The organism is Seohaeicola sp. 4SK31, assembly GCF_028802875.1.
Classification (GTDB): Bacteria; Pseudomonadota; Alphaproteobacteria; order Rhodobacterales; family Rhodobacteraceae; genus Seohaeicola.
Map to the genome: position 1 here is coordinate 1 of NZ_JARAMP010000023.1, position 16,273 is coordinate 16,273.

The 16,273-nt window shown below is 64.8% G+C and carries 13 protein-coding genes; 6 read left to right on the top strand and 7 right to left on the bottom strand.

Annotated features, from left to right (window positions below; all coding sequences use genetic code 11):
• Positions 1-118: 118 nt before the first annotated feature.
• Complete coding sequence (locus PVW27_RS17045) at positions 119-460, bottom strand: hypothetical protein (RefSeq protein ID WP_274559837.1); 342 nt, start codon at positions 458-460, stop codon at positions 119-121.
• On the opposite strand from PVW27_RS17045, the gene PVW27_RS17050 reads away from it, so the two are divergent.
• Together PVW27_RS17050 and PVW27_RS17055 are read left to right on the top strand one after the other, a co-directional pair.
• Positions 459-1,457 (top strand): TRAP transporter small permease subunit, encoded by a 999-nt coding sequence (locus PVW27_RS17050; protein WP_274559839.1) that lies wholly within the window; start codon positions 459-461, stop codon positions 1,455-1,457. The genes PVW27_RS17045 and PVW27_RS17050 overlap by 2 nt on opposite strands.
• A 9-nt stretch (positions 1,458-1,466) precedes the next feature.
• Positions 1,467-4,124: a TRAP transporter large permease gene (locus PVW27_RS17055; protein ID WP_274559841.1), complete on the top strand. Its 2,658-nt coding sequence runs from the start codon at positions 1,467-1,469 to the stop codon at positions 4,122-4,124.
• A 76-nt stretch (positions 4,125-4,200) separates the two neighbouring features.
• Here the strand turns inward: PVW27_RS17055 and PVW27_RS17060 are convergent, their stop codons facing one another.
• The 3 genes from PVW27_RS17060 to PVW27_RS17070 all read right to left on the bottom strand — a co-directional run bounded on the left by PVW27_RS17060 (position 4,201) and on the right by PVW27_RS17070 (position 8,073).
• Entirely contained in the window at positions 4,201-6,156 is a 1,956-nt protein-coding gene (locus tag PVW27_RS17060; RefSeq protein WP_274559843.1) for an acetoacetate--CoA ligase, read from the bottom strand.
• Positions 6,157-6,222: 66 nt separating this feature from the next.
• Positions 6,223-7,185, bottom strand: a complete 963-nt coding sequence (locus PVW27_RS17065) for a Gfo/Idh/MocA family protein (RefSeq protein WP_274559844.1) — start codon at positions 7,183-7,185, stop codon at positions 6,223-6,225.
• A 30-nt stretch (positions 7,186-7,215) separates the two neighbouring features.
• Positions 7,216-8,073, bottom strand: a complete 858-nt coding sequence (locus PVW27_RS17070; RefSeq protein WP_274559846.1) for a glycosyltransferase family 2 protein — start codon at positions 8,071-8,073, stop codon at positions 7,216-7,218.
• 202 nt (positions 8,074-8,275) lie between these two features.
• Here PVW27_RS17070 and PVW27_RS17075 point away from each other — a divergent pair, with 202 nt between their 5' ends.
• From PVW27_RS17075 to PVW27_RS17085, 3 genes are read left to right on the top strand one after another with little or no spacing between them, the layout of a single operon-like run.
• A complete protein-coding gene (locus tag PVW27_RS17075) occupies positions 8,276-9,016 on the top strand; it encodes a hypothetical protein (protein ID WP_274559848.1) in 741 nt (246 codons plus the stop codon).
• Between the two features lie 17 nt (positions 9,017-9,033).
• Positions 9,034-9,780, top strand: a complete 747-nt coding sequence (locus PVW27_RS17080) for a 3-deoxy-D-manno-octulosonic acid kinase (protein ID WP_274559850.1) — start codon at positions 9,034-9,036, stop codon at positions 9,778-9,780.
• On the top strand, positions 9,777-10,511 hold the full coding sequence (locus tag PVW27_RS17085; protein ID WP_274559852.1) for a YrbL family protein: 735 nt from the start codon (positions 9,777-9,779) through the stop codon (positions 10,509-10,511). Before PVW27_RS17080 ends, PVW27_RS17085 begins: the two co-directional genes overlap by 4 nt.
• On the opposite strand, the gene PVW27_RS17090 is transcribed toward PVW27_RS17085, so the two are convergent.
• From PVW27_RS17090 to katG, 3 genes are all read right to left on the bottom strand, one after another.
• Positions 10,492-11,118 (bottom strand): tyrosine-protein phosphatase, encoded by a 627-nt coding sequence (locus PVW27_RS17090; RefSeq protein WP_274559854.1) that lies wholly within the window; start codon positions 11,116-11,118, stop codon positions 10,492-10,494. The two genes, PVW27_RS17085 and PVW27_RS17090, sit on opposite strands and share 20 nt — an antisense overlap.
• 12 nt (positions 11,119-11,130) lie before the next feature.
• Positions 11,131-12,039: a lysophospholipid acyltransferase family protein gene (locus PVW27_RS17095; protein WP_274559856.1), complete on the bottom strand. Its 909-nt coding sequence runs from the start codon at positions 12,037-12,039 to the stop codon at positions 11,131-11,133.
• A gap of 234 nt (positions 12,040-12,273) precedes the next feature.
• The gene (katG, locus tag PVW27_RS17100; protein ID WP_274559858.1) at positions 12,274-14,478 is read right to left on the bottom strand and encodes a catalase/peroxidase HPI; all 2,205 of its coding nucleotides are present in this window, start codon (positions 14,476-14,478) and stop codon (positions 12,274-12,276) included.
• 403 nt (positions 14,479-14,881) lie between these two features.
• Between katG and PVW27_RS17105 the strand changes: the two genes are divergently transcribed.
• Positions 14,882-16,273 (top strand): cytochrome ubiquinol oxidase subunit I, encoded by a 1,392-nt coding sequence (locus PVW27_RS17105; protein WP_274559860.1) that lies wholly within the window; start codon positions 14,882-14,884, stop codon positions 16,271-16,273.

Below are 16,273 nucleotides of genomic sequence, written 5' to 3' on the forward strand. Positions count from 1 at the left end.
CGCCCGCATCAACGAAATGGCCGCAATCACCGAAGATGTGGTAGAGGCCGCCGCTCAGACCCTCGTCATCGGAAACGCCAATTAACGCTCAAAAAAGACCGCCAAGTAGCGATCAAGTTCACAGGTCAAAGCCTTCAACGACGACGTCTGGGACGCCTTCGGTGAAGCGGCGGCAGAGGTCTTCGAAGAAGTCCGCGACCATTCGGATCTGGCCAAGCGCGTCGACGACAACTTCCAGGCCAAGCTCAAGGAAATCGGCGGCACGATCGCACAGTTCGAAGGCAACTTCCTGAACCAGCGCAACCGTATCCTCGGCCTTGGCTAAGGCATCACTCTGACCTGAAGGCAAGCGGGGCTCAGCAATGCGCCCCGCTTGTCGCGCGAATGAGACCTGCGGCGGCGCATCCTTGGGGGGTGGCCGGAGACGCGGGACGACAGTAACGTGAACGGGGGACATCATGGCACAATCGATCACGGCCGCGCAGGCCGGGGGCCATGCAAGATCGGCACCGGGCATACGCCTGCTGGGCTGGACCATTCTGGCCATTATGTCGGCCTTTCTCATCAACAATGCGGTCAATATCGGCTATGGCACACCCACGCTGGCCGAAGCCATCGGCGGCAGGGCGGCCAGCGGGGCGATCGTCCCGATCCTGATCTATGCCGTCTGCCTCGGGCTTGGTGCCTTCTATGTGCTGTCCACCGGCACCACTGCGCTGCGCACGGACGGGCGGCGGTTGCACCGCTTCAACCTCTATCTGATCCGCGCCTGTTTCTGGTCCGTCCTCTTCGTGGGCATTGTCGATGCGGCCATCGCACAAATGCGGGTCGAGAACATGCTGACGTTGTTCTTCTCCGAAGACACCAGCCGCGCGCTGGGACGATCCGCCTATGTCGGACCCTATATCCACATGCCGCTCGTGGCGCTTGGCTTTGTCGTGGCGCTGTTCACCCGCACGCTGGGCTTCACATGGCTGACGCTGCTGATCGTGGTGGCCGAACTGCTGATCGTGTTCCTGCGCTTCGTCTTTTCCTATGAACAGGCGCTGATGGGCGATCTGGTGCGCTACTGGTATGCGGCGCTGTTCCTCTTCGCCTCGGCCTATACGCTGTTCGACGAAGGCCATGTCCGCGTCGACGTGTTCTATTCCGGCTTCAGCACGCGCAAGCGCGGTGTGGTCAACGCCTGGGGCTCGATCCTGCTGGGTGTCACCACCTGCGCCGTGATCCTCGCCATCGGCCTGAACGGGAAAACCGCGATCATCAACGCCCCCGTGGCCAATTTCGAGATCACCCAGACCGGCGCTGTCGGCATGTTCATCAAATACCAGATGGCTGCGTTTCTGGCCATTTTCGCGATCACCATGATCATCCAGTTCGTGAGCTACCTGTTCGAAGCAGTGGCGGATATCCGGGACGAACCTGGACATCGCGAGCATCAACCCATTGCGCACTGAGGTCTGACCATGGAGCTTCTCTTTCTCGCGATCCTGCTGCTGATCATGGCCTGGGCCCTTGGCTCGGGCTATCCGGTGGCCTTCGCCCTTCCGGGGGCCGCGATCGTCACCATCGCTCTGGCGGCCGGGGCAGGATATTTCTTCGGCGGCGGCACGGATGCCTATTTCCACTCGGGCGGGCCGCAGCAATGGCTGTCGGCGGGGGTCACCAACCTCCGAGGTGTCTACTGGGAGGTGGACAGGGATACGCTGATTGCCATTCCGCTGTTCATCTTCATGGGCATCATGCTCCAGCGCTCCAAGATCGCCGAGGACCTTCTGGTCACCATGGCGCAGCTTTTCGGCCCGGTGCCGGGCGGCCTTGGCATCTCCGTCGTCTTCGTGGGTGCGCTTCTGGCCGCCACCACCGGGATCGTGGGCGCCACCGTGGTGGCGATGGGTCTGATCTCGCTGCCCGCGATGCTGCGCAACAACTATTCGCCCTCGCTGGCCTCCGGCACCATCGCCGCCTCGGGCACGCTGGGGCAGATCATTCCACCCTCCATCGTGCTGATCATTCTGGCCGATCAGCTGGCCTCGGCCACGGATCAGGCGTCCACGGCGCGCAAGCTTCTGCACAAGGAAGCCACGGGCGAATTGCAGATGCCCTCGGTCTTCGACGTGTCCTCAACCAGCGCAGGCGAGATGTTCCTCGGGGCTCTGGTGCCGGGTTTCCTGCTGGTGCTGATCTACATGCTCTACATTCTGGTCTATGCGCTGATCAATCCCAAGAAGGCCCCCTCGGTGCCGCGGGATGAAGAGATGAGCCTGGCCTTCTGGGGCAATGTCGCACTGACCCTGGTCCCGCCGCTGACCCTGATCTTCCTCGTGCTGGGCTCCATCATCGCGGGCATCGCCACCGTGAACCAGGCCGGGGCCATCGGGGCCGCAGGCGCCATGATCATGGCCGGCTACCGGCTGAACACCAGCGGCAAACGCACCTATGTGCCGGCGATCCTGGCCTTGGTCGGGCTGGGCGTGATCGCCTTCGCGCTGGCCAATTACCCGATGAACCTCAAGGCCGCGACCACGCCCGAGGACATGACGGGGCTCTACATCGGCGCCTTCGGCACCCTGCTGATGATCGTCTCGCTGATCTGGTCGGGCATCCGCGTGATGCGCATCGACGACACGCTGACCGGTGTGATGCTGGAAACGGCCAAGACGACCTCGCTTGTCTTCGTGATCCTGCTGGGCGCGGCCATGCTGACCGCCGCCTTCCGCGCCTTCGGCGGCGAGGAACTGGTCCGCGACTTCCTGACCGGCCTGCCGGGCGGGTTCTGGACCCAGTTCCTGATCGTGATGTTGGTGATCTTCTTCCTTGGGTTCTTTCTGGACTTCATCGAGATCGCCGTCGTCGTGGTGCCCATCGTGGCCCCGATCCTGCTGGCCGATCCCACGGCCAACATCACCGCCGTCTGGCTGGGCGTGATGATCGGCCTGAACATCCAGACCTCCTTCCTGACGCCACCTTTCGGTTTTGCACTGTTCTACCTGCGCGGTGTGGCACCTGCGGCGGTCAAGACGATGCAGATCTACAAGGGCGTCGTGGCCTTCATCACCCTGCAATTGATCGCGCTGCTCATCGTGGGCCTTTATCCGCCCTTGGTGAACTATGTGCCCAACCGGTCCAGCTACCTGTCCGAAACCTCGCCGCCGCCGCGCAACCCGCGCCTGCAATATTGCATGGACGACTATGTGCAGGCGGGCTTGCAATCGGATGGCGGGCGCACGGAACGGGCCATCGCGGCATTGGGCGGTCTGGACCTGTCGGCCCTGCCGGATGATCTGGCGCGCGATCTCCGCAGCGCCGCCGAGGATGCCGCCGACTTCCCGCAAGCAGCGGCCCTGATCCCGGAAAAGGCAGCCGCCGTGCAGGCCGCAGCGGGGGAATATCGCCCGTATCTGGAACGGGTCCGCGACATCGAAAAGCGTATCCGCAACCATCAGGAGGATCTGGCCGACATCAACACCGAGATGGGCCGCGTCCGCGAAGCTGCCAGCGAAAGCCGTGTGCTCGTGCTGGAAGAGCGCAAGGCCGAACTGGAAGCGGCCATCGCCGCCCTCGAAGCCCAGATCCCCGAAACATGGGACCCCATCCACGACACCTTCAAGGCGCTCACCGATGACGAGGAAAAGGCCCGTCTGGCCACCCGTCGCATCGGTGACAGCACCTACGAGGCCGTGGCCGAGGTCGCAGCCGTCCTGCGGGGCAACGCCGCCTTCAACGCCCTTGGCGATCCGCTCCGCGCCCTGCGCGCCGATGTCGAAAACGGCGATCCTGCCGCGACGGCCACGGCTCTCGATGCGCTGGCGAACCAGTTCCGCGACATCGAAGGGGCCGGCGACATCCGCTCGGATCTGGGGGCCGCGCGCCGCGTTCTGGAACGCGACCCGGACAACCGCGCCGAAGCTCTGGAGGAGTTCGACAGCGCCCTCGCCGAGTATGAGGCGCAGGCGGGCTGGCGCAACGCCGCCGAGGCGTCGGTTCTGCCCGGCCTGCAGGCTTTCCTCGACGACACGCGGGCCACGATGGGTGTGCGCTACGAACAACGCCTGACACGCGAACAGGCCCTGTTTCTGGCCAGTTGCACCGCCAATCACCGCAGCCTCGCCCTCAGCTTCTGACACGGGCAGGCCCGAAAGACACAACCGCGCCGGATCACTCCGGCGCGGTTTCATTTTGGGCAAGGCGCAGAAAGTATCAGGCCGCGCGCGCCGCCGCATAGGCGATGAAGGCATCGAAACTGTCAGGGTTCGCCATGGAATCGCGATTGACCACCCGCGCCGGATCGCCGCCCAGCAGCAGCTTCTTCACCGGCACTTCCAGCTTCTTGCCCGACAGCGTGCGCGGCACCTCGGCCACCTGCACGATCTCATCCGGCAGGAACCGCGCCGAAACCGCGTGCCGGATTGCATCGCGGATCTGGCCGCGCAGGGCATCGTCCAAGGCCACGCCCTCGCGCAGCACCACGAACAGCGGCATGAAACTCTCGCGCCCCAGAAACTCCAGATCGATCACCAGACTGTCCAGCACCGCATCCAGCCCCTCGACCGCGCGGTAGATCTCGGAACTGCCCAGCCGCAGCCCGCGCCGGTTGATCGTCGCATCCGACCGGCCATAGATCACCGATCCGCCCTCCGGCGTGAACTCGATCCAGTCGCCATGCCGCCAGATGCCGGGATAGGTGTCAAAGTAACTCTCATGCAGCCGCGACCCGTCCTCATCGCCCCAGAAATACAGCGGCATCGACGGCAAGGGTTCGGTGCAGACCAATTCCCCCACCTGCCCCACGACCTCGCGCCCGCCCTCGTCAAAGGCGCGCACCGCATTGCCCAGCGCGCGGCACTGCATCTCGCCTGCCCGCACCGGCATCATCGGATTGCCGCAGACAAAGGCCCCCGCCAGATCCGTGCCCCCTGAAATCGGCGCCAGCCAGACATCGCGCTTCACCTGACCATAGACCCAGTCATAGCCCTCCTGACTCAGCGGCGATCCCGTCGCCCCGATGGACCGCAGCGCCGACAGATCAAGGGCTTCACCGGGCCGGACACCCGCCTTCTGACAGCCCATGAAAAACGCCGCACCCGCCCCGAAATAAGTCAGCCCTTCCCGCGCCACCAACCGCCACGCCTCCAGCATGTCGGGGTGATGCGGGGCGGCATCGAACAGGGCCACCACCGCCCCCTGCCCCAGCGCCGCCCATTGCGCGTTCCACATGATCCAGCCCGATGAGGTCAGCCAGCAGAACCGGTCCCGCGCGCTCAGGTCCTGATGCAACGATTGCTTGGCCCCCTCCAGCAGCACGCCCCCATGCCCATGCACGATCGGCTTGGGATTGCCCGTGGTCCCCGAGGAATAGACGATCCAAACCGGATGCGAAAAAGGCACCGGGACGAAGGCGGGCACCTGCGGCGCCGCCTCCATCACGGCCCAATCGGTCCAGCCTTCGGGCAGATCGAACAACGCCGGCACCATCACCCGATGCGCCAGCGTGGGCAGACCCGCCGCGATCCCCTCCAGCACCGCGCGCCGGTCCATCCGCTTGCCCGCATGGACATAGCCATCCTGCGCGATCAGCACCTTGGGTTCGATCTGCCGGAACCGGTCCAATATCGCCACATGCCCCATATCCGGCGCACAGAGCGACCACACCGCCCCCAGCGAGGCGGTGGCAAGAAAGGCCACCAAAGCCTCGACCGCATTGGGCAGCACAGCAACCACCCGGTCACCCTGCCCCACCCCCATGTCCCGCAACGCTGCCTGCGCCGCGCCCACGCGCGCGTGCAACTGGCCCCATGTGACCTCGTGCCGCCCGAAGGTTTCGGATTGCAGGATCACCGCCACATCATCCGGCCGCGTCACCGCATGGCGCAGCATCTGGCGCGCGAAATTCGTCTCGGCCCCGGCAAACCACTCCGCGCCGGGCATTTTCCGCTCCGGCAAGACCTCGGACCACCCCGATACGGGCAGATCGAAAAACCCGATGATCGCCGTCCAGAACCCCTCCAGATCCGTGACCGACCAGTCCCACAGTGCGTGATAATCCGCAAACGCCAGCCCGCGCTCGGCCTTCAGCCAACGGATGAACTGCGCCAATGTTGACGCCTCGGCACGGGCAGCATCAGGCTCCCACAGGATGGGGCGCGCGTCGGTCATGGTGATCCTCCCTGATCTTTTGCGCGCAGGCTTCCACGGCCACGCGACAGGATCAAGAGGCCCCGTTCAGGATGTGCCTGCCAGCATCCCCTCGATCAACCGCTGCACCCGCAACGCCTCCTCCAGCGTGGCCAGACGATGCGGACGCCCCGCGATCATCGCCTCCAGATCATCCAGCTGCGCGCGCAGACTGGTGCTGCGCGGGTCGATCCCTTCCGGCGTCACGCGCTGGAACGCGCCCCCGTCCGAGGTGGACACCGCATAGAAATCCGCGGTCCGGTGGCTTCGCTGTGTTCCCTTCACCGTGACCTCCTGCCGGTCCGGCTGTGCCCCGCCCACCGAGGCCAGCACCGAAACCGGCAAACCATCCGCATTCTCCAGCCGCGCCAGCATATGCGTTTCGCACAGCTTGGGATCTGCGGGATAGCTTGGCCTTGCCCAGACCAGCGACAACGGCCCCAGAATCCGCTCCGAGAAGAACAGGAAATGCGAGATCACCTCGCGCGTCATCCCGCCTTCATCCCGAAAACGCAGCCATTCCGCCCCCATTTGCCATGCGCGTGGCCATGCTCCGTATGTCACAACGATATCAACACCGGCCAGCGCGCCCATCTGCCCGGATCGCGCATCGGCCGCCACATCCGTCAGCGCCGCCCCTGCGGCTTGGGTGAAATTCACCGCCGCAGGCACGCCCGCCGCCGCGATCCGTTCCACCAGATCGGCACTCGCCGCAATATCCACACCCAGAGGTTTCTCCAGAAACAGCGCCTTGCCCTGCGCCGCCGCCGCCAAGGCATACTCCCTGCGCGGCCCCGGCGGACAGGCCAGATAGACCAGATCCGCCCCCGCCATCGCCGCCTCGGCACTCTGCGCAAAGATCGCCCCCGGCGCCATCTCGCGCGCCAGCGCCATGTTGGCCGGATTCGGATCCCACAGAAACGCCGGATCATAGGACGGATGCTTCAGCATATGCTCCAACATCCGCCGCCCCATGATACCCAATCCGATGATCGCCGTGGTGATGGTCATGTGTTCTGTCCTGTTCTGTCGCAAATCATGTCAATCGGCCGTCGGGTTGAAACAGCCCCGGATCGTCGCCCGCAGCCGCGCCCAGTCCTTGGCGCGTTTGCGGGCCGAGACAAGCACCAGCGGCGACAGCGCAGCCAGAACCGCGTCCCGCAGCGCGGCCAACCGTCCCCAGCGCACACCATGCTTGACCGCCGCATAGACGCGAGAGCGGCCCAGATGATGCCCCTTGATCCGCGCCACCGCCACCGACCGGACCGAGGACGCGCCTCCCCGGTGCATCACCTCTGCCCCCGGCACGAAGATCAGCGGGCCGATCTCCTTGCGCAGCCGCAAGGACAGGTCATCATCCTCGTAATACAGGAAAATATGAGGATCGAACCCGCCCACGGCCTGAAAATTGGCCTTTGTCATGAAAATGGCCGATCCCACCAGAACCGGCACCTCACCTTCCTGAACGGGCCAGCCGCGCGGCAGCCATGCGCGACGCGGCAAAAGGTTGCTGCGCCGTTTGAAATGGACCGATCCATCCTCATGCGTGATGCGCGGGTTGAAGGCGGCCGCCGCAGGATGCCGCCCCGCCGCCCCGCGCAACGCGTCAAGCGCGCCGGGTTGCAAGGCCGCGTCCGGATTCAGAAACAGCAGATACTCGGTTTCGGCCGCTGCCGCACCCGCATTGCAGGCCACGCCAAATCCCGCATTGCGCTCCATCTCGATCACCCGCGCCCCGTGCTGCGATGCAATCTTGTGCAACAAGGCACGGTCGTTCGAGGCATTGTCCACAATGATCACCCGCGCGCCCTCCGGGACCGAGGACAGCATGACCGGCAGCACGCTTTCGCTGTTGTAGGAAACGGTGACGATCGTCACCCAATCCTGCCCACTGGTCATCCTGCCTGTCCCCTGCCGATCCTGCGCACACAAAGTCATCCGCCGGACACTGCCCCAATCGCCCTGCCGGGGCAAGGTGGCGCGGGCGTGCCGACAGGTGGCGCGCGGCCCTGCCACACTTGCAACGGCGCCCAAGACCTGACAGGTTGCAGGCCGACAATCGGCCCGGCGCGTTGCCTGGGGCTGGCCCAAAGGCAAGGCGATGGAACCCGTCAATATCCTCTGCGTGAAATGGGGCACGAAATATGGCCCCGACTATGTGAACAAGCTGGCCTCGATGGTGCGGCGCAACATGTCGCGGCCCTACCGCTTCGTCTGCCTGACCGATGACACCACCGGCATCGATCCTGCGATCGAAACCCATCCCCTGCCCGCCATCGGCATCCCCGAATTCGACGCGGCCACCGGCTGGACACGCCTGCATGGCTGGCTCAAGGTCACGGTCTTTGCCGCCCCGCTCTATGACCTGACCGGCCCCACGCTGTTTCTGGACGTGGATATCGTCATCACCGGCCCGCTGGATGCCTTCTTCGACCCGCCGGGTGACTTCATCGTCATCAAGGAATGGGACAAGCGCGACGAGACGGGCAATACCTCCGTCTTCCGCTATACCGCAGGCGCGCATGGCGACCTGATCGCCTATCTGGCCAAATCGCTCGACTCCGCGCAGGCCGATTACCGCAACGAGCAGGAATTCGTCACCACCTATTTCTCGCGCCAGGGCAAGATGACCTACTGGCCCAAGGGCTGGTGCGTCAGCTTCAAACGCCACTGCATGCACCCCGGCATCATGGGCTTCTTCAAACCCGCCCGCATCCCCGAGGGCGCCAAGGTCGTCGTGTTCCACGGCAAGCCCAACCCCCCCGACGCCATCATCGGGCGCAGCGGGAAATGGTATCGCCGGGTGTTGCCGGTCGCCTGGGTCGACGAGCTGTGGCGCTGAGGCACAAGGCGCAAGGCATGGCCGACATCCGCACAGCACATATCGGCGCCAGCGTGATCTGGCATGACGCCACCCTTCTGCCTGCGGTGGAACCGGGCCTGTTCGACCCGGCCTGGCTGGAACGGACGGGGCACCTGACGGGCACCTCCACCGGGCGCAACACAGCATGGTTCCTGCGGCATCAGGGCCGCGACATGGTGCTGCGTCACTACTGGCGCGGCGGCATGGTCGGACGCGTCATCAAGGACCGCTACTGGCGCGAGCCGGTCGAGAACAGCCGCGCGATGCGGGAATTCTCCCTGCTCGACTGGATGCACGCGCAGGGTCTGCCGGTGCCGCGCCCCGTGGCCGCGCGCTACAGCCCCGCATGGCTTTTCTACCGTGCCGATCTGCTGATGGAGCGCATCCCCGACACAAGGCCACTGGCCGACCTGTTGGCCGAAGGGGCCTTGCCCGTGGCCGACTGGATGCGGATCGGGGCCGTCATCGCCCGGATGCACCGTCTGGGCGTGCATCACTCGGACCTGAACTGCCGCAATATCCTGCTGGATACGGATGGCCGGATCTGGCTGATCGACTTCGACAAATGCGAACGCCGCCCGCAGGGCCGCTGGATACAAGAAAACCTGCAACGGCTGGAACGCTCGCTCATCAAGGAAAAGGGCAAGGTGCCCGACCTGCACTGGACCGATCCCGACTGGGGCGCCCTGCTCGAAGGGCACCGCGCGGGATCGTTGCCCGACAGCCGGCAGGGCGGCGCATGACGGACGCAGCCGTGCCAGCCGCGATGGCCTTTCCGGCAGCCCCTCTGGCACTGGCGGCACGCGGGCCGGTGGCCAACGGACAGGACCGGCTGGTCTATGACCACCCCGATTTTCCGGATCTTCTGTTCAAGGCCTCCAAATCTCTCCACGCGGCATTGGGCCTGCCCGAAGGCGCAGCCATTCGTCTGACCCTTGCCGATCTGCGCAATTTCCGCCGCCTGATGCTGAAACTGGCCCCCCGCACGCTCTGGCATCCGTTCTTCAAGGAAAGCGACTGCTATAATAGCGCGCGCCTGTCCGGCACACCGACGGATGATCTGCCCATCCCAAACCTTTACGGTTTTTGCGACTCCGACATCGGCCCGGTTCTGGCGGTGGAACGCATCGCCCTGCCGGGTGAGGCGCTGGGGCGCACCCTGAAATCCTTGGCCGCCGCAGGCCCGCTTGACGCGCAGACGATCGCCCTGCTGGATCAATTCGCCGCGCGCATGTTCGCCCAAGGCATCGTCGCGGGCGACATGACAGCCGCCAACATCGCCTTGGGCCAACGTGGGGGGCAGCCGCAACTGGTGCTGATCGACGGCTTCGGCGATATTCACGCCATCCCCTTCCGCTCGGCATCCACCCGCCTGAACCGGATCGCGCTGATCCGCAGCTTTCACAAGATGGCGGGCCGGATCGGCCTGCGCTTTGACGAAAACACCCTGCGCTTCAGCCGCGCGTCTGTCTGATCCGCTCGCCCAGACCCATGGCATCGAAAGCCGCGGTGATCGCCACCGGGTCATAGACCCCGCGCACCCAATCCTCGAACCCGATCCCGCTGCCCCGCTGATCCGCCGCATAAGCATGCAGCATCTGGTCCAGCACCCCGGTCGAGGACCAGCTCCAATGCCCGAACCGCGCCGACAACATCGCCTTGGCCTGCTCCACGCTGCGCCCCTCGATGGCCAGCAGATAGATGGCACTCGCCAGCCCGGTGCGATCCGCCCCGGCGCGGCAATGCAGCAAAAACGGCTTTTCAATCCGCCGGAACAGGGCGATCAGCGCCAGAATCCGTTCGCGCGGCGGCAGGCGATGCGCGCTCATGTTGAAGCTGTGGAAGTGCAGACCCAGCGCCGCGCAGGCCCGTTCCTCGGCCCGGTAAGGCGCTGATCCGTCGCTGCCCCGCAGATACAGCACCGAGGTCAGACCCTGCGCCTTCATCCGCGCCAGACGCCGCCGGTCGGGCTGGTTCGACCGGTAAACCCCCGGCGCGATCTGGGCGGCATTGCTCCAGAACAGGCGCACAAAGCCCTGATCTACCCAGAAATTATGCAGCCTGTCGCGCAGCCCGCTCATCCTCGGCCCCGGTCAGACATCCGGCGCGCCGCCCTTCCAGCGGCGATGGATCCAGAACCACTGGTCGATATTCTGCTCGATCCGCGCTTGCAGACTGTTGTTCAACGCCTGCGTCATCTCGACCGGCGTGGTATGGGGCACAGGGGCCTCGAACACCGCATCGAAGGTCAGCCCGTCCTTGCGGCGGATCCCATAGCAGGGCACCAGCAGCGCATCATATTTCAACGCCATCTCGGCGGCAGACAAGGCCGTCATCGCGGTTTGCCCCATGAAATCCAGCGGCTCGCCCTTGTGCATATGCTGATCAATCAGCATCGCCACCGTGCCGCCCCCGCGCAGAAATCGCACCATCTCGCCGATGCCGCGACGGCCCCGCTCGAACAGCGGCGTGCCGATGGTGCTGATATTGCGCAGATAATACCGGTTGAAATACGGGTTGTTCAGCGCGCGGTAGATGCCCCCCACCCGGAACCCATGCGCAATGGTGCCCGCGCGGATCACGTCGTAATTGCCGAAATGCCCCGAAACCAGAATGATGGGCCGGTTCTGCGCCTTGGCCTCCTGCATGGCCTCCCAGCCCGGCCCGGTCACGGGGGCGGCCAGCGCCCGCTCCCGCAGCCCCTTGGGCGACAGCAGTTCCATCGCCATCCGCCCGATGTTCCGCGCCGTAGCGGCGGTCACGGCGGCGCGCTGCGCCTCGGTCATGGCGGGAAAGATCAGCCGCAGATTATCCTCGATCCGCGCACGATAGCCGGCCAGAGGCGCCACCACCCGCGCAAACACAAATCCGCCCAGCCTGACCCGCAGCCCGTAAGGCAACAGGTTCAAGGCTCCGACAAAGGTCAGAAAGACACCGTAAGGCGCAAGATCGGAGATCCGGGCCGCAAGGTCCCGGAACCGTTCCTGATTGTCGCGCGCCATCGTCTCTCCTGCCCCCGGGATCCTGAGGTCCGGTCCATGCGAACCACCCTGACCTCACATACTACCGGACGGCTTGCGGGGTAAAGCCTTTGCACCGGTCATGACAGCCGCCGCCACACGCCGCCGCGACAGGGGTCACCCCGAAACAGGAACGGCGCGCCAACCAAAGGTCAACGCGCCGCCCCCTTGTCTGTCACCATGCCGCAAGGGATGCCCCCGCGGCATCACGCCGGATCAGGCCAGATCGAAACGATCCGCGTTCATCACCTTGGTCCAGGCCGCCACGAAATCGCGGACGAACTTGTCCTTCGCGTCATCCTGCGCATAAAGCTCGGACAGGGCGCGCAGCTGCGAATTGGCCCCGAAGGCCAGATCGACGCGGGTGCCGGTCCATTTGACGGCACCGGTCTTGCGGTCGCGCCCCTCGAACAGCTGCTCCTCCTTGTCGACGGGCTGCCATGCGGTGTCCATATCCACCAGATTGACGAAGAAATCATTCGTCAACTGCCCCGGACGGGTGGTGAATACGCCATGCTTGGTGCCACCATGGGTCGCGCCCAGCGCCCGCATCCCGCCGACCAGCACGGTCATCTCGGGTGCCGTCAGCGTCAGCAACTGTGCCTTGTCGATCAGCAAAGCCTCGGCCGGGACGGTGTAGATGTCCTTGGCATAGTTGCGGAAACCGTCGGCGATGGGCTCCATCACCTCAAAGCCTTCCACATCAGTCTGCTCCTGGCTGGCATCCATCCGGCCGGGGGTGAAGGGCACATCGACGCGATGCCCCGCATCCTTGGCGGCCTTTTCGATGGCGGCGACACCGCCCAGCACGATCAGATCGGCCAGCGAGATCTTCTTGCCACCCGTGGCCGCCGCGTTGAACGCGGACTGGATCCCCTCCAGCACGCCCAGCACGCGGGACAGTTCGGCAGGCTGGTTCGCCGCCCAATCCTTCTGCGGTGCCAGACGCACACGGGCGCCATTGGCCCCGCCGCGCATGTCCGACCCACGGAAAGACGAGGCCGAGGCCCATGCCGTCATCACCAGATCCTGCACCGACAGACCCGAGGCCAGCAGCTTGGCCTTGAGCGACGCGATATCGCCCGCATCCACCAGCGGATGATCCACGGCCGGGATCGGGTCCTGCCAGATCAGGTCCTCTGCCGGCACTTCCTCGCCCAGATAGCGCGCCTTCGGCCCCATGTCGCGGTGGGTCAGCTTGAACCACGCACGCGCATAGGCATCGGCGAACTCCTCCGGGTTCTCATGGAAATGGCGCGAGATCGGCTCATAGATCGGGTCCATCTTCAGCGACATGTCGGCCGTCGTCATCATCGGCGGGTGCTTCTTGGACGGATCGTGCGCATCCACGACCATGTCCTCTTCCTCGCAGTTGATCGGCTGCCATTGATGCGCGCCCGCGGGGCTTTTCACCAGTTGCCAGTCATATTTGAACAGCACCTTGAAATAGCCCATGTCCCATGTCGTCGGGTTCGGCTTCCACGCGCCCTCGATCCCGGACGTGATCGTGTCGCCGCCCTTGCCGCTGCCATGGGTGCTGATCCAGCCCAGACCCATCTGGTGCATCGGGGCCGCTTCCGGCTCCGGGCCGACAAGCGCCGCGTCACCCGCGCCATGCGACTTGCCGAAGGTGTGCCCACCGGCCACCAGCGCCACGGTCTCATAGTCATTCATCGCCATCCGCGCAAAAGTCTCGCGCACGTCCTTGCCCGAGGCCACCGGATCGGGGTTGCCATTCGGACCTTCGGGGTTGACGTAGATCAGGCCCATCTGCACGGCGGCCAGCGGGTTTTCCAGCTCGCGCTCGCCGGTGTAGCGCATGTCACCCAGCCAGCTGTCTTCCTTGCCCCAATAGATGTCCTCTTCCGGCTCCCAGATGTCGGCACGACCGCCGCCAAAACCAAAGCACTTGAAGCCCATCGTCTCCATCGCGACGTTGCCCGCCAGGATGTAAAGGTCAGCCCAGGAGATCTGGTTGCCGTATTTCTGCTTGATCGGCCACAGCAGGCGGCGCGCCTTGTCCAGGTTGGCATTGTCCGGCCAGCTGTTGGTGGGCGCAAAACGCTGCGACCCGGTGCCGCCGCCCCCGCGCCCGTCAGCGGTGCGATAGGTGCCTGCGCTGTGCCATGCCATGCGGATGAACAGACCGCCGTAATGGCCCCAATCCGCCGGCCACCATTCCTTGCTGTCGGTCATCAGCGCCGCCAGATCCTTCTTCAGCGCCTTGAGGTCCAGCTTCTTGAATTCCTCGGCGTAGTTGAACGCCTCGCCCATCGGATCGACCTTGGCGGAATGCTGACTCAGGATCTTAAGATTCAGCGAATTCGGCCACCACTCGCGATTCGTGCGGCCCTTGTGCGTTGCGTTCGGGTTGACCGCCGCATGCATGACCGGGCATTTGCCGATGTCATTTCCGTCCATGTTTCTCTCCGATTTTTGTTGGTTCAAAGGGGTGTCCCACAAGTGGCGCGTCTTTGTGACAAGGGCATGCCCGCCCGTCACATGAGCCTTCCTCCTCCGGGAAACTGGAACTGTTCTAACAAAACAAAGCCATTAGTTTAAGTTGCATTTTCTCATCACAATTATAATCCAAGATTATGGATTTCCCGTCGCAGCCCAAGTTTTGCCAATGGCGCGGCCCAGCCCCGAAAATCGACCGTCCTGCGCCCTCCTGCCGCATCCTCAGAAAAGGAACGCGCCATATGTAGCTTTTCAAGTCGCGACGAGGCAGCGGTTTTGCGCCGGTCCCGCGACATGACGGTTTCAGGGCCCCCGACCGGGCCTTCTTTCAAGGCGGGCCACTCTGGCCCGAAGGAGCAACGACATGGAGATGATGGACACCCTCTTGCTGTCGCGGATTCAATTCGCGGCCAACATCTCGTTCCACATCCTCTTTCCCACGATCACCATCGCCTTGGGCTGGGTGCTGGTCTTTTTCAAATGGCGCTATGCCCGCACCGGGGATGCGGTGTGGATGGAGGCCTATTTCTTCTGGGTCAAGGTCTTTGCCCTCTCCTTCGCCATGGGCGTCGTCTCGGGCATCACCATGTCCTTCCAGTTCGGCACCAACTGGCCCGGCTTCATGGAAAGCGTGGGCAATATCGCAGGGCCGCTCTTGGCCTATGAGATCATGACCGCCTTCTTCATGGAGGCCGTGTTCCTCGGCATCATGCTCTTCGGCTTCAGCCGCGTGCCCGGATGGGCGCATACCGGGGCCACCGTTCTGGTCGCCGTGGGCACCACCATGTCCACCTTCTGGATTCTGGTCCTCAACAGCTGGATGCACACGCCGCAAGGCTTCGAGATGCGCGACGGCGTCGCCCATGCGACGGACTGGTTCGCCATCATCTTCAACCCCTCGATGCCCTACCGGCTTGTGCATGTGCTCTTGGCCTCCGGCCTCACCGTCGGCTTCCTCATCGCCGGGATCTCGGCCCTGCGCTGGGTAATGGGGGATCGCGGTGCCGAGGTGCGCAAATCCCTGCGGCTGGGTGCCATCATGGGCGCGGCCCTGATCCCCGTGCAGATCTATGCCGGAGACATGCACGGCTTGAACACGCTGGAATACCAGCCCGCCAAGGTCGCCGCGATGGAGGGCAACTGGGAGACGCGGGGCAATGTGCCGCTGCTCCTTTTCGCCCTGCCCGACGAGGAGGCGCGGATGAACCGCTTCGAGATCGGCATCCCCTCGGGCGCCAGCCTGATCCTGACCCACCGTCTGGATGGCGAGGTGCCGGGCCTCAACGATTTCGTGGCCGAAGATGGCACCGTCCTGCACCCGCCCGTCACAGCCGTCTTCTGGTCCTTCCGCGTGATGGTCGGCACCGGCATGGCGATGCTCGTGCTGTCATGGGCCGCCCTCTTCTTCATGCGCCGTGGCCGTGGCATCGAGGGGCTGCCCCGCCCCGTGCTCTGGGCCTTCCTGCCCATGGCCTTCTCGGGCTGGCTCGCCACCCTCGCGGGCTGGTACACGACCGAGATCGGCCGCCAGCCCTGGCTCGTCACCGGTGTCCTCAGCACTGATGCGGCGGTGGGTGACGTGCCCCCCGCGCTGGTCGCCTCGACCCTGGTCGCCTATCTGGTGATCTACGCCGCGCTGCTGGTCGCCTATATCGGCGTGCTGGTCTATCTGGCCCGGCGCAAGGCCAAGGGCCAGTCCACCGTCGAAGCTGGCCGCCCGGTCAGCGGCGCCATCCAGTCCATCCCGGCGGAGTGA